Source organism: Paenibacillus sp. FSL R10-2199 (genome assembly GCF_038000235.1).
Lineage (GTDB): Bacteria > Bacillota > Bacilli > Paenibacillales > Paenibacillaceae > Paenibacillus_AQ > Paenibacillus_AQ phytohabitans.
In genome coordinates this window covers 1,359,808-1,375,760 of sequence record NZ_JBBOBO010000002.1, presented here as the reverse complement: position 1 = coordinate 1,375,760, position 15,953 = coordinate 1,359,808, and the positions used below count along the sequence as shown (strand labels likewise).

Sequence of the window (15,953 nt, the reverse complement as noted above, 5' to 3'; positions counted from 1 at the left end):
CAGCTATGCAGCATACTGCATAGCTGATTTTATTAGAAACTAGCAGGGGGAAGCCATGGCGACGACGAAACTATTGTTCAATGTCGATGAAGTAGAGCGCCTGCGGACGAAGATTGGACTGGTCAGCCAGGACACAAACCGCCTGCATCTGCAGTTCAAGGGAAAAGCCTCGGACTGGGGCGGCATCCCGCTGGGGCAGGAGCTGCTAAAGGCTCAAGTGCTCATCAAGGAATTAACCAGTGAAGCTGAGAAGCTAGAGGATCTGTTACGCAGTGCCGTCCAGGGATTTCAGAGTGTTCAAGCCGAGAATAAGCGGCAGGCAAGTCAGCTCAGCCAGCAGCTGGGTGTACTGGCAGGGCTATTCGGAAGCGCAGGCAGCCGTGGGTCATTCGGTCCACTTTCTATCCCCTTCCTGGCACAGAAGGCCGTGACCAGCCTGATTCGTACGTTAACGATCCTGAGTGCCCGGGATGAATGGAGCAGCGATCCGGTGGTGCAGAAGCTGCGGGGAATGATTCAGCAGTCAGGCCTGGTAAGCATCGATGGACTGGCCGCGGAGATGAAGCTGAAGGAAATCTACGAAGCACGGGAGCAGATTGGAAAGTCACAGATCGCCTACGAGGTGTACAAGAACTTTGGCAATCAGGCACAAATGGAGGCGGCCCATCAGCAGGCGGAGGAAGCGCGCAAGAAGCTGAAGTCGATGGGGATAAGCGAAGTCCAGTATCAGCCCGGGAAGGACCTCAGCGGATATTACAAGCAGTCCGCGATCAAAGCCTGTGACTACGATCCGAGCATTACAGACAAAAGCGTACCGCTGCTGGAGAAGGAAGAATATGCGCTTTTGCTGCGGATGGCGATGGAGCCGGGAATACAGGGGGAGTGGGCAAAGCAGCAGTTGGCCCTGATCCAACCGGAAGCAACGATAGGGCCGGTAGACCCGCGTAACAGCGTGTCAGAAGCGGATATCCTGAACCGGAACGATCCGGCGGTGATCGAGCGGCTGAAAGGAACGTACTGGGTTACTTTACCAGCTGAGGAACAGGACCGGATATATGAAGAACTCAAGGCGTATTACGAGAAGCTGGATAAGGAAGCAGCAGATCAAGACCGTTTGGCGAGAAGCGGAGTAGGGAATCAGACAGTGGCGAACATCCTAATGGGTGGAAGCAATATGATGGTCCAAGCCATTAACACGGCCACATTTGGACTCCCAAGGATGCTGGGGGACTGGATTGCAGGTCCAATGCCGGAAGGCTATGTGAACCCAATGGACGATCCGTATGGAAAAAAAGCGGGACAAATAGCCGGAACCTTCATTAGCATCGGCCTGCCCTGGAAGTTCTTGGGCGCAGTGAAGACACCAGGCGTGGTAGGTAAGTTCTCGCCCACCTTACTTAAATCGATGGTAGCCGGAGCGATCAGCGGAACCCTTGAAGAAACCATGGACGCGATCAACGATTACCGGGATGATGGGAAGCAAAGCGTGGGAGAGCGCTTAATCTCGGTAGGTGTGAACACGACAATAGCGGGAGCGGGAGATGCGTTATTCACCGCCGCCAGCAAAGGGCTGGCGAGTGTAAAGAAGCTCGTGAACGGGTCTATCCGTGAAGTGAAGTTTAAAGAGGTGGATGGCACCGCTAAGGCCAAGGCGGAGATTGATGGGAAGGGTAAGGAGCTTGAGGAGGTTCGGGTTGGGGGGAAGGGAAAGACTGGAGTGGCAGCAGCACTCCAACAACGAGTTGATGAGATAAGAAGTGAATTACCAAGCTCAATCAAAAAATCTGGCAATCTAGGTGTTGCCAAGATAGAAATTAGTGGACTTCCTAATGAATTAAAAGCTCACAGTAGCGTAAACTTTGCAACTGATAAAGGTTCAGACGGTTTTATTTTATTAAAATCAAAAGAGCAAAGGAGCTTTGAAACAATTAATGTCGATAAGGATGGATATGTTGGAACAGAAAAAGCTTATAGCCGGGAATGGGATACAGAAGTTAAAATATTGGAAGACGTAGCATATAGACTTGGGGAAAACACACAAGCCACTGGAACTATTGACTTATTTACTGAACGGTTGGCCTGTGCTAGCTGTAGTGATGTTATCTTGGAATTTAGAAGAAGATATCCCAATATACAACTGAACATTTATACTGGAAAGAAATAATTCTATTAAGATTGAATGAAGAGAGGATTCCAATGGAGATTTGGAGTTATGAAGAGGCTAGTGAAATAGTTCGTGAAAATTTTGACCAATCCTTAGCTCTTGGACTGAATGTCACCCAATCAGTTGAAAGAGCGCTTTATGAATTTGAAACAGTAATTGAAGCAAATGAATTGGAAAAACTAATGATTTATATTATTTTGGTGAAATTAAGCGTTGAGCATAATGAAGTTCGACCCGATGTTTCTGATGAGTTTTTTAAACTTACAGAAGCCGATATATTATTGCACACACTAAATCAATTTGAGGATGCTGAACTAAACATTGTGAAAAAGGAGATAGAAGAGATACGGAGGCGGCTTTTCAGAGTAACCTAATTAAGGGAATATGTTTTTTAAATAGAGCTAAAAATGAGTTATCTTTAGTGCTGTGACTATCTGATTGATGGTAGATGGTAGATAGATGCATTAAGTGCCGTATGAACTATCGCAATTTTAGTTTGATCAGGTGGAGTAAACAACCTTGATTGACTTCGTGCTTTTCAAAGTTTTTCTTTGTTGGGAAGCTACACAGAGTCTGAATGAAAGCATCAGTCAACCAATAATAATGCCCGGATAAAGTTTTTACTATTTTGATTGCACGTACAAAGATACTTTAATGTTGTAGCCCGAATAATGCTATTCCGTTACCGAAGCAGGCCAATTATAGTCAAAAACGACATAATTGGCCTGTTTTCTCATTTCAGTATTATTGTCAGACCATCCTAGCAGGGTCAAACCATCAGAAAGCCAGTTGCTCATCAAGGAATTAACCAGCGAGGCTGAGAAGCTGGAGGATCTGATCCGTAGTGCCGTTCAGGGCGTCCAGGGTGTACAAGCCGAGAATAAGCGGCAGGCAGGTCAGCTCAGCCAGCAACTGGGTGTACTGGCAGGGTTATTTGGAAGCGGAGGCAGCCGTGGGTCATTCGGTCCACTTTCTATCCCCTTCTTGGCACAGAAGGCCGTGACCAGCCTGATATGTACGTTAACGATTCTAAGTACCAGGGATGAATGGAGCAGCGATCCGGTGGTGCAGAAGCTGCGGGGAATGATTCAGCAGTCAGGCCTGGTAAGCATCAATGGACTGGCCGCGCAGATGAAGCTGAAAGAGATTTACGAAGCACGGGAGCAGATTGGAAAGTCACAGACCGCCTACGAGGTGTATAAGACCTTTGGCAATCAGGCACAAATGGAGGCTGCACATCAGCAGGCAGAAGAAGCGCGCAAGAAGCTGAAGTCGATGGGGATAAGCGAAGTCCAGTATCAGCCCGGGAAGGACCTCAGCGGATATTACAAGCAGTCAGCTATCAAAGCCTGTGACTACGATCCTTCCATTACAGACAAAAGCGTACCACTGCTGGAGAAGGAAGAATATGCGCTCTCAAATAAAAGATCCTAATGTTAAAGGGCGAATAGATTTGTTTACAGAACTAGATGCGTGTCAAAGTTGTTCTAATTTAATTATGGGGTTTAGACGTAAGTTTCCAAATATTGAGTTGAATGTCTATTCTAAAAATATGAAATAAGGACTGATGATATGAATATGACAAGTTATGAATCGATAAAATCATCAATAGGGCTAGATTTTGAGGAATACATTGAAGAAGAAGGTTTAAATGTGGCTCAAGTTTCAGCAAAAACCTTGGAAGAAGACTGGAGAAGAGTAAACGATAGTTTATTTACTAAAACATTATATTTTATTTCTATTGCCATAGAGAGTTTAAAATATAAAGAAATTGCTGATTTTATATATTACAAGCTGGATATTTACCTTGAAAACGTTGAATTCGAAGAAAATATAGATAAAAATGACATTGAAAAGCTGGTGCAAGATATTCAAGTATGTAAGAAATTAATTGATAGTAAAGATGAGTATAAAATTAGGGAGACAAGCTTTGCTACTAAGTCAAGAGTAGAATACATCTTAGGTTTGAAAGTTGATTGACGTTAGTGTTGTAAAGGTGGTACTACGAACTTAAACAGGTGGAGGCTACTTAGTGCCGAATGAAAGCATCAGTCAACAAATAACAGATATAACCATGTAATGCCCTTATGAAGATTTTACTATTTTGTTAGAAAGCACGGGAATACTTTAATGGTGTAACCGAATAACGTTATTCGTCACCGAAGCAGGCTGATTATGGTTAGATACGACCATGATTAGCCTTGCTATTCATTTCAGTATTACTGTCAGACCATCCTAGTAATGAGAAGCTGGCTTCAATGGATAAAGGCGCTTCAGCAGTTACGTGCCAAGAGTGACCGTCCTCACTGGTATGGAGCCTAACGGACACTACTGGTTAAATCTGGGGTATATTTGTCACAGCAAGGTATTCCTTCGGAATTGAATCAAGCTATGGAGAACGGAAATCCTTAGCGATAAGGGTTTCCGTTTTTTTGCAATAAAATGCTACAATACTCGTAATGACAGCCTGCGAATGCTTGCTTTGAATCATAAATTCAGGGGAGTGCAGGTATGAATAGTGACCGGTTTACCGATAAAAACGAAATGCCAACGGAAGACGAGCTGTATTCATCTCTTGGAAGTGGGGCGAAGGATGCCTGGGTTCAATTAATGAGCTTTGCAGAGGAGCATTACGACCATGTAGCCGAATGGAATTATGGCGGCAAGAATTACGGCTGGAACGTCAGGTACCGTAAAAGTGGAAAAACCCTATTTAACATGTTCCCGGAGAAAAACGGATTTACCGTCCTGCTTGTCCTTGGAAAAAAGGAGATTGAAGGATATCAGGACAGATGTGCAGAGTTCAGCGGCGCTTTCCGCTCCGTGTATGATTCTGCAGCCCAGTATCATGACGGGAAATGGTTATGGATAAGGGTCGAAGCTGCCGGACAGCTTGAGGATATCCAAAGGATGATTCTGATCAAGAGGAAAGCGAGAGTCCGCCGATGAACTGGACGGTTGAACGTATTCTGCATTTTGAAGAGCGGAGCACAATTATCGACGGATACTGTCATTTCGGTTTTCACGACGGTCAGGGGAACCGGTTCATACTGGATCATGATACACATTGGCTGGGGAAAATAAGCAGGAGCAGCAATACGCTCAGCTGGACGGCCGGGAAGTCACCGGTGAGGGCTGGAGTCCGGCATATCCATGTTGATCTGGCTAACCCCACTTATATGACTACAATAGATTCAGATACAATCATGGTTGTAAGCAGCGGGAATAACAAGGTATTCCGGATAAATCACTTTACAGGCAGTTCGCAGCTATTGATCGCCGGAGACGTATGGGGGCTGAAGGACATCGGCAATTGCGAGTATGATCCGGGCGGTTTCTTGTGGATTAATGAGGTGACCGGATGCAGAGTGCACAAGTTCGACCTTGAAGGCCGGCTGCTTACCACTTTCGGTAACGGTGTACCAGGGGTTGCGCAGGATAAGGCAGCAAGGGATGAAGTGCAGTTTAATTGGATTTTTGATCTGCGGCGCGGGCCTGATGGCAATATCTATGTTCTGGATAGCGGGAATTATTGTGTACGGATGATTGATGTTAGCTGTGATGTAGTAATACGAGTGGCAGGTACGGGGACAGGTGGTTATTCCGGAGATGGCGGCTCGGCATTAGAGGCAACCTTCGGATCTAATCAGGATGAGCACTTCGATGGGCCCTGGTCTTTGGCGATTGATGAGGCGGGCAATCTATTCATTGGAGACACACAGAATCATGTGGTTCGAACGGTCGAACACGAAACGGGGCGGATAACCACGATTGCTGGCCGTACTTCAAGAGTCCCTTCTTACATTAATGATTCAGCTATATCTATAAATCCGCTTGCTCTGCAGCTACCCAAAATTTGCAGTCTTGACTATTATAACAACCACTTGTTTATTCCCGAATGGGATGGAGAATTAATTATTCTGGCAAGGTCTCGCTAACAGAGCTTATTAACAGGATTCACCACTTCAGAGCCGCCGCATATTTCGGATACAGCTCGCGGATACAGTCCGGGCAGATATCATGGGTGAACTGTAAAGAGAGCTGCAGCTTCAGGAAACGTTCAATGGTAATCCATTCCTCCTGGCTGCTGCGGACTGATTTGCAGGCTGCACAGATGGGCACGAGCTGGGGGCTTGGGTGTAGATGGACGCTGGGGCACTGGGTTACAAGGGGAGGACCGGCAGATTCCTCTGACTTAGGGGAAGGTCCAATATCACGCAGTGTAAGGACGGCAGTCTGATGCGCGGGTGCTTGTTGTTCAGTAAGGAGCGGGAAGATATCCAGGTGAAATATTCTGCTGCCGTTATTCCAGGTCAGTAGTGTTAGCTGAGCGCTGGCAACAAGGCGGATTCCCTTGAAAATATCACACAGCAGCTGCTCCAGCTTTACCATCCCGTCCGGATCAGCCAGCTTGTGCCGAAACAGCTCCAGCACATTCAATTCGAGCCAGTCCCCAGCACTTGAGAAGCCGTACAGCCGGTTAAAGTCTTCCCAGTGATCGCTGGCGAAACGGATGTCCCCAGTGCTGCCGATTACCAGCGAGTTATGCTTCATGGCATTCAGGGATTGAATGATGGAAGAAGAGATACTGTCCGGCAATGGTAATCGCTCCTTGGGTGGTGCAGGAATGACAAGCTAGGATGGCGGGAGGTTCAGCAGTTCGGCGACTTGGCGGCGGTAGCGGTCGGCTTTACGTGTGCCGTGAATCAGGTTGGATAGCCGATAGGGTGGGATGCCGTGTAACTCACAGAATTTCTTCTGGTCCAAATGCAGTTCTGTCAGACGCTGTTTGATAGCCCAGCCATATGGAGTAATAGGTCGTTTGCTGTTCAGATCACTCACCTCTTATCGACTATCCAGCCGCTATGTTATAATTAGGAAAAGACATAATAATAGTTAATTATATACTTTTTTACGTCATTTTACAATAAAAAATAACGTTTTTACGTATAAAACATTTTGGCGGAAGGCGGGTTACCGAATGCACTCCATTTACGAACGAATTGAATCTCTCATCAAACGGCAAGGACTTACGAAGAAAGCTTTCTGTGAGCAGCTGAATATCAGCACCGGCAACATGGGAGACTGGAAGCGGGGCAAGTCGACGCCCGGCACGCATAAGCTGATTGAGATCGCCGCATTTTTTAATGTCAGCCTCGATTGGCTGATTCTGGGCAAGCGGAGTGTGGACACGGTGAAAGAAAGCGGAGAGGATTATTTTTTTGGCCAAATACGGCAATTGAATTGCCAAACGGATGAACTGCTGCAGAAAGAGAAGGAGTTTATCAAGGAATACATTGAATTTACAGAGTACCGTAAGCGCAAGGCGGATGACGGGAATTCTAATTAAATAAGCGATGCTCTGACAGGAGTGAAAATTCTTAAAAGGGGATCTTTACTTTTTGCGGCAATGGATTTATAATATTGAATGTTGGCCTCAAACAAAGCTTTAACATTTGTACACACCGCGCGGTAGTGGTGGAATGGCAGACACGCTATCTTGAGGGGGTAGTGGGTGTATACCCGTGGAGGTTCGAGTCCTCTCTACCGCATAACATGTAACAGCAGAAACCTGAAATTCCTTATCCATAAGGGACTTCAGGTTTTTTGCTGTTTATTTGGGTTTGCAGCTGCAGGAGCATGGAGTGAAATCAAATAAGAAGGGGATGAGGATAATGTATACCGGACGGAGTAAAGAATGGAGTGGGAAGCGGAGTCTGAACGGGCGCTGCCTGATTATTACTGCGGATGATTTCGGCATGTGCCACTCTATGAATGAGGCGATTATGAAGCTTTGGGACACAGGGGCCATTACTTCCGCCATGATTATGATGCCAGGGCCCTGGGCTAAGCAGGCAGCTGACTATGCCGCACATAACCGCGAAGCGAATATCGGTGTGCATCTTACGCTTACTTCCAGTTTCCCGCAGTATAAGTGGGGGCCGGTGACGAGAGATGGAAGGGTTCAATCGTTAATGACTCAAGAGGGGTACTTTTGGGGGACATCGGCTGAAGTGGAGCTTCAGGCTGCTGAAGAAGCAGTCAGGACTGAAGTACGCAATCAGATCGAAGCCGCCATACGGATGGGGATTGATCCGACACATCTGGACAGTCATGAGGGCAGTCTATTGGGACTGGCGGGCGGACGCGATTTTCTGGAGCTGGCCTTCGACTTGTGTGAGGAATACCGGCTGCCGTTCAAGCTGCCCCGGAACATTGTGAACCAGTCTTTTTTATCTCCGCAGATGCGGGAGTTGTTCCAGAAGAGAATTCATTCGGCAGACCGCCGGGGAATCCCGCTGATTGATGATTTAATCATTCTGCCTTATGAGCAGGAGCAGGGGGAAGGTTATCCTGATGTGAGGCGGCAATTATCGCAGGCCATCCAAGAAATGAAAGCTGGAATAACGGAGCTGGTCGTGCACCCTTCAAGGGACACTGCTGAAATGCGCACCCTTACCCCCTCTTCGGCCAAAAGAGAAATGGAATATAACTTGTGTATGGACAAGGAATTCAGACAGCTGCTGGTGGACGAAGAAATCCGATTGATATCCTGGAAGGACGTACGTGAACAGATGCGCTTGGGCTAGATAAGGCAAGGCTTGCGCCGGGGTTAATTACAGGAAGTTACCGGTAAGCTTAAGATGAAAAAAACACCCTTTACACCCGGCATTCATGCGGGCAGTAAGGGTGTTTGTATTTTGCGGCAGACAGATGAATTAGGTCGCTCTACTCCAGCAGCTTGGCGATGTCTGCTTCAATCTGGTCCGGTGTGGTTTGCGGTGAGAACCGCTTCAGCACGCGGCCTTCCTGATCCACCAGGAATTTAGTGAAATTCCATTTCACGCTCTTGGAGCCGAGTACGCCGGGTGCTTCTTTGGAGAGATATTTGAATAAAGGATGGGCTTCATTGCCGTTGACATTGATTTTCTCATACATAGGGAAGGTTACACCGTAATTAATCTCGCAGAACTCGGCGATGTCTTCGCTCTCACCCGGCTCCTGTCCGGCGAATTGGTTGCTGGGGAACCCCAGAACTTCGAATCCGCGGTCTTTGAATTTATCGTACACTTCCTGGAGACCCTTATATTGAGGAGTGAAACCGCATTTGCTGGCTGTGTTCACGACAAGCAGTACTTTACCTTTGTATTTGGAGAGTGATTCTTCCTGGCCCTTAAGGGTGTTGGCTTCATAATCATAGACACTCATGGATAATTCCTCCCGAACATTGATTTATCACAATTTAATTGTACACTATTCACCGTCAGAAGCAACCCTCCAGGTTGTGACAACATTGCATAATCGTTTCAAAATGCAGGGGATGTTTAAGTTAAAGGTATGTGTCGGTACAAAATCCGCTTGAAAAAGGAGAAGATCAAAGATGACTGCAGTGCAACTGAAGGCGTTATATACAGCTACAGCAACCGTTCGCGGGGGCCGCGAGGGTTCAGTGGAATCATCGGATGGAGCCCTTAAGCATGACCTCAAAATTCCGAAGGAGCTTGGCGGTCCCGGCGGTGCCGGTACGAATCCTGAGCAGCTGTTCGCGGCAGGGTATGGTGCCTGCTATGAGAGTGCACTAGCCAACATTGCCCGTAAGGAGGGCGTGAAGCTGCAGGATGTGGAGATCACTTCCAACGTGCTGATTGGCAAGGACGAGAGCGACGGAGGCTTCAAGCTTGCGGTTAAACTGGATGTGAAGCTGCCGGGTATTGAACGGTCTGTAGCGGAAGATCTGGCGAAGAAAGCTCATGATTTCTGCCCGTACTCGAAGGCGACCCGCGGAAATATTGAGGTTGAACTGAACGTACTGTAAGGTATGGTGAAGTTATATCATTGAAAATGATATGTTCCCGTATAAGGCCGGACAGCCGATGTCCGGTCTTATACTATGTGGAGCCGCAGAAACAACGGGTAGGAATGAACAAAGCTGGGAATAATGGCTAAATAGAGTCGGAGAAGGTTAGAAGTGCAATAAATAGCGGGCGCGAGCTTGCTGTTTGGTTGACATCACCCCGGAAATTCTTTAATATGTCTAAGTATCTGTTAATGTCGCGTGTGCTATTAACTACCAAAAATTTAAATAATGGGTGATGAAGATGTCTTACAGACCGAATATTACGAATGTGACCAAAGCCAGCAGCAATGATAAGGAAGGATTGTACGAGTTCATTATCAAGCTTGCTGACGGAACGGAGTGCCGCGCGTTCTACAATCGGTTTCCGGAATGGAAAATGACGAACATCAGCCGCCTGCTCAAGACGCCATGTCCGGTATGCCGCAAAGATTTCATCTGCAGATGCATGGATTCCTTCACAGCTGATTTCGAAGGGCAAATGATCGGGGACGAGTGGATTAACAAGGCAATTGCTGAATAATTACACGTACGGACGTTGTAGGCGCGGGAGCTATCCCGCGTTTTTTGTTTTTTTTCAGAAGAGGATATGAAGGGTACACTATGATTAAGAGGAAGGGGGCGGCGAAGTGGCTGAAGAGTACAAGGAAATGCAGGGTAAATCCATTGTGCTGATTGATGGAGTCTGTCATCTGTGCCAGGGGCTGGTCCGGTTCATTGTTCCCCGTGATCCCCGGGCGAACTTCATGTTCGCCTCCTTGCAGAGTGAGCCGGCCAAGGAATTGCTGAGGGCTGGCAGCCTGCCCGGCAATCAGTTAAACACTGTGGTGCTTGTGGAGAACGGCTGCTATTATACAGAGTCGGCTGCAGTGCTGCGGATTGCCCGCAGACTGCGGTTTCCGTGGCCGCTCGCATATGTGTTCATCCTGGTGCCGAAACCGCTGCGTAACGCCTTGTACAGGCTTGTGGCAAGGAACCGCTACCGCTGGTTCGGCCGGGATGAACAGTGTCTGCTCCCGTCACCGGATCTGAAGCGGAGATTCCTGTAGCCGGAAACCGGGTTTAATACAAAGCAGTGCCGTCCTCTGAGGGCGGCACTGCTTTTTGGGGTGCAGATTATTTTGACGCAGATGAATTCAATGTTTCCTGAGCAGTTCCTTACGGCTTCAAAGGTTCCGTTTTAAGCATATAGCTCTGGGATAGCTTCCATTTGCCGTCAGCAGACTTCTTCAGGGTTGTCACAGTGGTGGAGCGGCTATCCGGTAACGCAGGACCGCTTAGTTTCTTGGTCGTCTGCACCAGATATACGGAAGCTTCATCGGCTGTATAATCAATGATCTTGGAAGACTCGATAGCGGAATCCAGATCATAGACCTGGAACATCTGGGCATACACCTGTTTGGTCTGAGTATATGCGGGAGAAGTCTCGTCAATGGTCGAGAGCAGGCCGTCCAGGTTCTCTTTGTTGGTATAATCAAAATTAGCCTGAACCACAGCATTGATCAGATCTTCCTCAGCTTTGGGGACCGAAACTGCTGCTTCGAGTGTCCCCTCCGGAAGGGAATACTCTATTGCTTTGATCTGCAGATTGCTGATCTGCCACTGTGTGCTGGCGGTACTCCGGGTCAGGGAATAGATGTACTCAGCTTTGCTGTTCAGCATAAAAGCACCGCCGAGCTTCTTGCTGGTTTCGATCGTCTGCACAGTTGCTTCACTCTTCTGCACATCAATAATGTTCAGCTGCTCAATGGTGGTCTTGGTATCATACTCCGCCATTTGTTCCTCAAGCTGCGGACCAATCGCGGTTAGCGGAGACTGCGGATCGATAAGCGACACGAAACCTTTGGCATTCTCATTATTCAAATAGTCGGCGTACTTATCGAACAGGGCTGAGATTTCTTTGGTGGATGCAGCAGTGTCTGCTGCGCTGGTAATCGCTACGGTATTAGCTTTGGCATCCCAGCTCACCTGGTTGCCGGTAGCTTCACTGACGAAGCGCAGCGGGACATACGTCACATTATTAATCATCCGGGGAGCGGATACCAGCGACTTGACCGTTCCATTCACGCTTGCTTTTTTGCTGCCGATCTGCAGCTTGATGCTCAGGCCTTCCTTACTGGCGGTGATGGTGCTGGTCTTGGCATCCCAGGTAAGCTCCAGGCCCAGCTTCTCGAAGATCGGGCGCATAGGCACGAGGATAGAATCGTTGTCTTTGACCGGCGAGCTGGAGCTCAGGTTCAGCTTCTGCTGATCAATCAGGACTGTAATAGGTTGTTCTGCTGCGGCAGCGGATAAGCTGACTGCACCGGATAAGGCAAGAACGGCAAGGAATCCGGGAATTAGTTTCATAATTGTAAAACTCCTCTCTATAATCTGGACTAACTTATGTATGTACGTATGTATTATAAAGGTACGCGGAGAATGATCACATATCCCTTGCAGGACATGTAAGGTAGGGGGATTCTGGGAGGTTCACTCGGATATTGGTAAAAAAGATATTGCTGAGCTCTTATATATATGCTACTATAGCTGTAAATTAAGGAACAGTAACGGAAGCACCGTTCAATGACCGTATCCCACGGTTATTGGCGGTGCTTTTTTTGCTGCCATTTTTGCCAATATTCTGAGAGGAGAGTGATTTCATGACGGCAAGAATTGTACTTGCAGTCCGGGAGAGCGAGTACATTGAACCGCTGCTGCATTATCTTCACCATAGTGAGTATGGGGAAATGCTGCGGATCACAGCGTTCAGCAGGCTGGACACTTTTATGGAATTTATGAAGGGAGACGAGATTCCGGATGCCGTTGCCGGTGACCCTTCCTTCATTGAAGCTTGGCTGGTGGAAGGAAGGAGCACGGTTCCGTGGGCAGTGTTGAGTGATGCGGGAGATCTGCCGAATGCCGGTAATGTGGCAGGAGGAATGAGGATTGCCAAATACCAGGCGCTTCCCTCGCTGCTGGAGTCCGTTCTCCAGCTGTGTGATCTGAAGCGGGTCAGGACTGCTGCTGCTCCCAAGGAGCAAACACTGCTGCTGGGGGTTGTCTCGGCAAGCGGCAGCAGCGGCAAAACAACGCTTGCCCTGAATATGGCGAAGCAGCTTGGTGCACTCGGCCTCTCGGTGTTCTACCTCAACCTGGAGAGTGTGGACAGCAGCGGATTATATCTGCGGATGCCGGGCGGTAACGCTCCGGGCTTTGAACGCCTGCTCTACGAACTCAAGGCTGGGGGAGAGAACAAGGGAGGGAGGGGGAAGCCCTTATGGAAGGATTATGCGTTCAGGCATGATAGCCTGCGTTGTGATGCATTCAGACCTGTGGAGAATTTCAGGGAAATGCTTCAGATGTCACGGCAGGATACGCTGGAGATATTAGAAGGGCTGGCTGCGTCCGGAAGCTATGATGTGATCATTGCGGATACCGGAAGCATTGAGGAGGAGCGGGCTCAGGCTGTATTACACAGATGCGGACTCCTGCTGTGGGTACTGAAGAACGAGCAGGTAAGCCGGCACAAGACGGAACGCTGGCTTACCTACTTCGACAGCCCGCATTCCGGCATGCCCACGGAACTGAGAGCCAGGAGCAGATTCGTGATGAACTGCTGTTCGGATGCGGTGAATGACAACCTCGCGGATGCCCGAACCGGGCTGGCGGGTACACTTCCGTATATTCCTTCCTGGGGGATGCAGCATTACGGAGAGCTGTGCCTGAGCTCACCTCAATTCATAGCGGGAGTACAGCAGCTCTGCAGAAGCATAATTGAACCGGCTTTGCCGGGCGTATTTACCGGGAGTTCTGCATGAATGAAGAAATGTTCAGAGCACTGCGCAGCGACATCCGGGCAGGGCTGGACGTTACTTCGGCCATAGGAAACCATGAGCTTGCCGTTTTTATTGAACGGATTATTCTTGGACGGGACAATCTGCAATTTTTGACGGCCAAGGAGAAGCACGAGCTGGTGAAGAAGCTGTTCGACTCCTTCCGGGGGCTGGATATCCTGCAGCCGCTGATAGATAATCCGGCCATTACCGAGATTATGATCAATAGCCATGAGGAGATCTTTGTGGAGGAGGATGGCATGATCCGCAGACTGCCGCTGGCTTTTGAATCCAGAAGCCGGCTGGAGGATATTATCCAGACTGTAGTCTCAGGTGTTAACCGGGTGGTGAATGAGTCTTCGCCAATTGTAGATGCCCGGCTGCAGGACGGTTCGCGTGTCAATATCGTGCTGCCGCCTGCTGCGCTAAGGGGCCCGGCAATGACCATCCGCAAGTTCCCTGAGACACCTATGACCATGGCCGAGCTGGTGACGCGTGAAGCGCTCAGTCAGGAAGCTGCAGAGCTGCTGCAGATTCTGGTTGCGGCCAAGTACAACATCTTCATCAGCGGGGGGACAGGCTCGGGAAAGACTACCTTTCTGAATGCCCTGTCGCAGTTCATACCGCCGCAGGAGCGTGTGATTACGGTAGAGGATTCTGCGGAGCTGCAGATTGTCACGGTCCCGAATCTGGTCTCGCTGGAGACCAGAAATGCCAACACGGAAGGAAGGGGTGAGATTACCATCCGCGATCTGATCCGCACTTCACTGCGGATGCGGCCGAACCGTATTGTTGTTGGTGAGGTGCGTGGAGCAGAGTGCCTGGATATGCTGCAGGCGATGAATACCGGCCATGACGGAAGTTTATCAACAGGCCACTCCAACAGTGCGCATGATATGGTCAGCCGTCTGGAAACTATGGTCCTCAGTGCTGCGGAGCTGCCGGTAGCTGTAGTCCGTCAGCAGATCGGGTCAGCGATTGATATATTCGTACATCTCTCACGGCTGCGGGACCGTTCGCGCAGAGTCATGGAGATTTGTGAAGTTACGGGTCTGCGCAGCGGAGAGGTCGAGCTGAATCCGTTATATGAATTTCGGGAAACCGGGGAACGGGATGGCCGGGTACTTGGCGGCCTTGCCGCCTGTGGCAATCCGCTGCTGCATATAAACAAACTGCGAATGGCCGGAATCAGTGATTATTCATTGCTGCGCGCTTCAGCTCAGCCAGCCGGAAGCCAGAGGAGGTTGTGTCCTGAATGCCTTGAAGAACAGAAGCCAGAGTGTACCCAAAGCGGATAGAAGGATATTCGCGAAAGGAATAAAGCCGGTTCAGCCGCCTGGCGGGTCTGCTGCGGGCGAGCAAGCAGTGCTTCCGGATTATACCCGGTACGAATTGAACGCCATGCAACGAATTCTGGTCATTCTGACAGGGGGTGTACTGTTATTTGGCCTTGGTTACCTGTTCTATCATCATCTGCTTCTCTCTGTGCTGCTTGTGCCGGGCAGTGCAGCCGGCCCCCGCCTGCTGCGCAAATATCTGCTCCAGCGCCGGCGCTCAGCGCTTAATCTGCAGTTCAAGCAGATGCTATTCTCGCTCTCTTCATCGCTATCTGCCGGACGGTCGGTAGAGAATGCATTTCGCGAGGCGGTGCTTGATCTACGGATGCTTGACCCTGAGGGAAGCGGTGACATGATCGCTGAGCTGAATATTATCTGTACCCGCATGGAGTACGGGGAGCCGGTAGAAGAGGCGCTGTATGATTTCAGCAAAAGGGCAGGCATGGAGGATGTGGAACGTTTTGCAGATGTATTCATGGTCTGCAAGCGGACGGGCGGGGATCTCGTGGAGATCGTGCGCCGCACTTCTACAATTATTGGAGAGAAGCTGGATATTCAGCAGGATATTGCGGTCAGTATTGCCCAGAAGAAATTTGAGGCCAAGGCCTTACTCGTCTCTCCGCTGATGATGGTGATGTTCATGAGCCTGACAGCGGGAGACTATATGCAGCCGATGTATACAGGTGCTGGAATAGGGGTCTCCACGCTGGCGCTGATTGCCTTATTTCTCTGCTATCTCTGGACCTCCAAGATCATGGATATTCCATTGTGAAGAGGAGGGA

The 15,953-nt window shown here is 49.1% G+C and carries 19 protein-coding genes and 1 tRNA gene; 16 read left to right on the top strand and 4 right to left on the bottom strand.

The window, feature by feature from the left end; all coding sequences use genetic code 11:
- The first annotated feature begins 55 nt into the window (after positions 1-55).
- From NYE33_RS33795 to NYE33_RS33765, 7 genes are all read left to right on the top strand, one after another.
- Entirely contained in the window at positions 56-2,164 is a 2,109-nt protein-coding gene (locus NYE33_RS33795; protein ID WP_052421705.1) for a deaminase domain-containing protein, read from the top strand.
- Between the two features lie 32 nt (positions 2,165-2,196).
- The gene (locus tag NYE33_RS33790) at positions 2,197-2,538 is read left to right on the top strand and encodes an Imm3 family immunity protein (RefSeq protein WP_042134298.1); all 342 of its coding nucleotides are present in this window, start codon (positions 2,197-2,199) and stop codon (positions 2,536-2,538) included.
- Between the two features lie 373 nt (positions 2,539-2,911).
- Complete coding sequence (locus NYE33_RS33785; RefSeq protein WP_340947706.1) at positions 2,912-3,598, top strand: hypothetical protein; 687 nt, start codon at positions 2,912-2,914, stop codon at positions 3,596-3,598.
- Positions 3,573-3,725, top strand: a complete 153-nt coding sequence (locus NYE33_RS33780) for a deaminase domain-containing protein (RefSeq protein ID WP_081969850.1) — start codon at positions 3,573-3,575, stop codon at positions 3,723-3,725. Before NYE33_RS33785 ends, NYE33_RS33780 begins: the two co-directional genes overlap by 26 nt.
- Before the next feature lie 17 nt (positions 3,726-3,742).
- Positions 3,743-4,144 (top strand): hypothetical protein, encoded by a 402-nt coding sequence (locus NYE33_RS33775; protein ID WP_179093403.1) that lies wholly within the window; start codon positions 3,743-3,745, stop codon positions 4,142-4,144.
- 531 nt (positions 4,145-4,675) lie between these two features.
- Positions 4,676-5,113: a DUF3788 domain-containing protein gene (locus tag NYE33_RS33770; protein ID WP_042134303.1), complete on the top strand. Its 438-nt coding sequence runs from the start codon at positions 4,676-4,678 to the stop codon at positions 5,111-5,113.
- On the top strand, positions 5,110-6,102 hold the full coding sequence (locus NYE33_RS33765) for a hypothetical protein (protein WP_341069696.1): 993 nt from the start codon (positions 5,110-5,112) through the stop codon (positions 6,100-6,102). The genes NYE33_RS33770 and NYE33_RS33765 overlap by 4 nt, the downstream gene beginning before the upstream one ends.
- A gap of 19 nt (positions 6,103-6,121) precedes the next feature.
- On the opposite strand, the gene NYE33_RS33760 is transcribed toward NYE33_RS33765, so the two are convergent.
- Both NYE33_RS33760 and NYE33_RS33755 read right to left on the bottom strand, forming a co-directional pair.
- Positions 6,122-6,763 (bottom strand): hypothetical protein, encoded by a 642-nt coding sequence (locus NYE33_RS33760; RefSeq protein WP_076242368.1) that lies wholly within the window; start codon positions 6,761-6,763, stop codon positions 6,122-6,124.
- 36 nt (positions 6,764-6,799) lie between these two features.
- Complete coding sequence (locus NYE33_RS33755; RefSeq protein ID WP_076242814.1) at positions 6,800-6,997, bottom strand: Rha family transcriptional regulator; 198 nt, start codon at positions 6,995-6,997, stop codon at positions 6,800-6,802.
- 148 nt (positions 6,998-7,145) lie between these two features.
- Between NYE33_RS33755 and NYE33_RS33750 the strand changes: the two genes are divergently transcribed.
- From NYE33_RS33750 to NYE33_RS33740, 3 genes are all read left to right on the top strand, one after another.
- Positions 7,146-7,514 carry a helix-turn-helix domain-containing protein gene (locus NYE33_RS33750; protein ID WP_042134309.1) on the top strand — a complete coding sequence of 123 codons (369 nt, stop codon included), beginning with the start codon at positions 7,146-7,148 and terminating at the stop codon, positions 7,512-7,514.
- 119 nt (positions 7,515-7,633) lie between these two features.
- Positions 7,634-7,716: transfer RNA gene (locus tag NYE33_RS33745), tRNA-Leu, on the top strand.
- A gap of 123 nt (positions 7,717-7,839) precedes the next feature.
- Positions 7,840-8,754 carry a polysaccharide deacetylase family protein gene (locus NYE33_RS33740; RefSeq protein ID WP_076242369.1) on the top strand — a complete coding sequence of 305 codons (915 nt, stop codon included), beginning with the start codon at positions 7,840-7,842 and terminating at the stop codon, positions 8,752-8,754.
- A 139-nt stretch (positions 8,755-8,893) separates the two neighbouring features.
- Here the strand turns inward: NYE33_RS33740 and NYE33_RS33735 are convergent, their stop codons facing one another.
- A complete protein-coding gene (locus tag NYE33_RS33735) occupies positions 8,894-9,373 on the bottom strand; it encodes a glutathione peroxidase (RefSeq protein WP_076242370.1) in 480 nt (159 codons plus the stop codon).
- Between the two features lie 187 nt (positions 9,374-9,560).
- Here NYE33_RS33735 and NYE33_RS33730 point away from each other — a divergent pair, with 187 nt between their 5' ends.
- From NYE33_RS33730 to NYE33_RS33720, 3 genes are all read left to right on the top strand, one after another.
- Positions 9,561-9,980, top strand: coding sequence for an organic hydroperoxide resistance protein (locus tag NYE33_RS33730; RefSeq protein ID WP_042140820.1), 420 nt, complete (start codon positions 9,561-9,563; stop codon positions 9,978-9,980).
- A gap of 283 nt (positions 9,981-10,263) precedes the next feature.
- The gene (locus NYE33_RS33725; RefSeq protein WP_039296361.1) at positions 10,264-10,542 is read left to right on the top strand and encodes a hypothetical protein; all 279 of its coding nucleotides are present in this window, start codon (positions 10,264-10,266) and stop codon (positions 10,540-10,542) included.
- 127 nt (positions 10,543-10,669) lie between these two features.
- Positions 10,670-11,068, top strand: a complete 399-nt coding sequence (locus tag NYE33_RS33720) for a thiol-disulfide oxidoreductase DCC family protein (protein WP_336103098.1) — start codon at positions 10,670-10,672, stop codon at positions 11,066-11,068.
- Between the two features lie 109 nt (positions 11,069-11,177).
- Here NYE33_RS33720 and NYE33_RS33715 read toward each other — a convergent pair whose 3' ends face one another.
- Entirely contained in the window at positions 11,178-12,368 is a 1,191-nt protein-coding gene (locus tag NYE33_RS33715) for a copper amine oxidase N-terminal domain-containing protein (protein ID WP_341069693.1), read from the bottom strand.
- Positions 12,369-12,661: 293 nt separating this feature from the next.
- On the opposite strand from NYE33_RS33715, the gene NYE33_RS33710 reads away from it, so the two are divergent.
- Genes NYE33_RS33710 through NYE33_RS33700 form a run of 3 tightly spaced genes read left to right on the top strand, consistent with a single transcriptional unit; the run spans position 12,662 to position 15,943 of the window.
- The gene (locus tag NYE33_RS33710) at positions 12,662-13,819 is read left to right on the top strand and encodes a hypothetical protein (RefSeq protein WP_076242372.1); all 1,158 of its coding nucleotides are present in this window, start codon (positions 12,662-12,664) and stop codon (positions 13,817-13,819) included.
- Positions 13,816-15,132: a CpaF family protein gene (locus NYE33_RS33705; protein ID WP_341069690.1), complete on the top strand. Its 1,317-nt coding sequence runs from the start codon at positions 13,816-13,818 to the stop codon at positions 15,130-15,132. The genes NYE33_RS33710 and NYE33_RS33705 overlap by 4 nt, the downstream gene beginning before the upstream one ends.
- Before the next feature lie 19 nt (positions 15,133-15,151).
- Positions 15,152-15,943 (top strand): type II secretion system F family protein, encoded by a 792-nt coding sequence (locus tag NYE33_RS33700; protein ID WP_042140822.1) that lies wholly within the window; start codon positions 15,152-15,154, stop codon positions 15,941-15,943.
- Positions 15,944-15,953 lie beyond the last annotated feature (10 nt).